This window comes from Streptomyces sp. NPDC054841 (assembly GCF_053611045.1).
In genome coordinates, this window is the sequence record NZ_JBSGZO010000837.1 from 1 (window position 1) to 1912 (window position 1912).

The 1912-nt window shown below is 73.8% G+C and carries 1 protein-coding gene; it reads left to right on the forward strand.

Annotated features, from left to right (window positions below):
* Window positions 1-98: 98 nt before the first annotated feature.
* A complete protein-coding gene (locus ACWGI8_RS43710; protein ID WP_453669119.1) occupies window positions 99-1760 on the forward strand; it encodes a DUF3492 domain-containing protein in 1662 nt (553 codons plus the stop codon).
* The last annotated feature ends 152 nt before the right edge of the window (window positions 1761-1912 follow it).

Below are 1912 nucleotides of genomic sequence, written 5' to 3' on the forward strand. Positions count from 1 at the left end.
ACCGTCCATCGCGCCACCGGCATATCCGCATAACGTCTTCCCGCTGCGAGCCGCCGGACCAACGGCGGCCGCCCACACAGGAGATCGGGGGTGCGCTCGTGCGGATCGGACTACTCGCGGACGGTGGCTATCCGTATGCGACGGGTGAGTCCAGGCTCTGGTGCGACCGGCTCGTGCGCGGGCTCGCGCAGCACGACTTCGACATCTACGCACTCAGCCGCAGTGCCCAGCAGGAGGACGACGGCTGGATCGCGCTGCCGCCCCACGTCCAGCGCGTACGCACCGCGCCGCTGTGGGCGCCCGAGGACGACGGCCGTACCTATGGCCGGCGCGAACGGCGCCGGTTCGCCGCTCACTTCAAGGAACTGGCAGCGGCCGTCTGCTCGGAAGGCGAGGCGGGTGGCTTCGCCGACGGTCTCTACGGGCTCGCCGAACTGGCCAGGGAGTCCGGCGGGCTGTACGCCGCACTCCGGTCCGAACTCGCCGTACGGATCCTGGAATCCGCCTGCCGCGCCCCCGGCGCACGCCGCGCCGTGCACGCTGCGACCGTGCCCGACTACCTGGCCTTCGCCGACGAGCTGGAGCGCGCACTGCGCCCGCTCTCGCTCGACTGGTACGGGGACGACTCGCTCGGCGCGGTGGACCTCTGCCACTCCGCGTCCGGCGGCACGGCAGCCCTGCCCGGCCTTCTGGCCAAACGCTTCTTCGGGGTTCCGCTGCTGGTCACCGAGTACGGCGTGCAGCTCCGGGCGCACTACCTCGCCGTCTCGGACGCGCCGCTCGGGGCGCCCGTCCGCGCCCTGCTCGCCGCCTTCCAGGGCTGCCTCGCGGGCGAGGTGTACCGACAGGCGTCGGTGATCACCCCCGGCAACACCCACGCCAGGCGCTGGCAGGAGAAGTGCGGCGCCGACCCCGCCCGACTGCGCACGGTCTACCCCGGCATGGACGGCGAACGCTTCACCGCCGTGGGGGAGGGGCACGAGGACGGCGATCCGCACACCCTCGTCTGGGTCGGCCGGATCGAACCCGCCAAGGACCTCATCGCCCTGCTCCACGCCTTCGCGGAGGTGCGCAAGGAAGAGCCGGAGGCCAGGCTGCGGATCCTGGGCGCGCCCGTGCAGAGCGGGGAGGGCGGCGCGTACCTGGCGCACTGCAAGGGGCTGGCCGCGCAGCTCTTCCCCGACGAGGCGGCCGACGCGCACGCGGTCGGCGACAATCCGGTCTCGTTCGAGGAGATCGGCGGCCCCGAGGCCCCGGACCTCGCGGACGCCTACGCCGCCGGAGCGGTCGTCGTCCTCTCCAGCGTCGTCGAGGGTTTTCCGATCAGTCTCGTCGAGTCGATGTTCTGCGGCCGCGCCACGGTGTCGACGGACGTCGGCGCCGTCGTCGAAGTCATCGGCGGTACGGGGCTCGTGGTGCCCCCGCGCAATCCGCGGGCGCTCGCCGACGCCTGCCTCGCGCTGCTGCGCGACCCCGAGCGCCGTGAACGGCTCGGTGCGGCCGCGCGGGCCCGGGCGCTCGAACTCTTCACCGTCGAGCAGAATCTCGCGGCATTTCGCGGCATTTACCTGGAGCTCATCTCCCAGAGCCCGGTTCACCGCGACTCGGAGGCCGTCGACGACGACGGCGAGCCGCTGCCCTTCGCCACCCCCGCGGAGGCCCACGTCCCCGGCCACTGGACCGGCGGCCGGGCCCGCCCCCGCTGGGCGGACCCCGCGCCCATGGCCACCGCGGCCGCCCCAGGAGCCCCCGATGCCTGACTCCACCCCTGCCCCTCGCCCCGAGAGAACCTCCGCGACGCGTCAACGACCCGCGCGGCGCTCCGTCGTCGTGGTCGACGGACCGCAGCAGCCCGCGAGCCCGGGGGCCCAAGACGGGCGCTCGCGGGAACTGCCGGCGGACGAGCCCACCG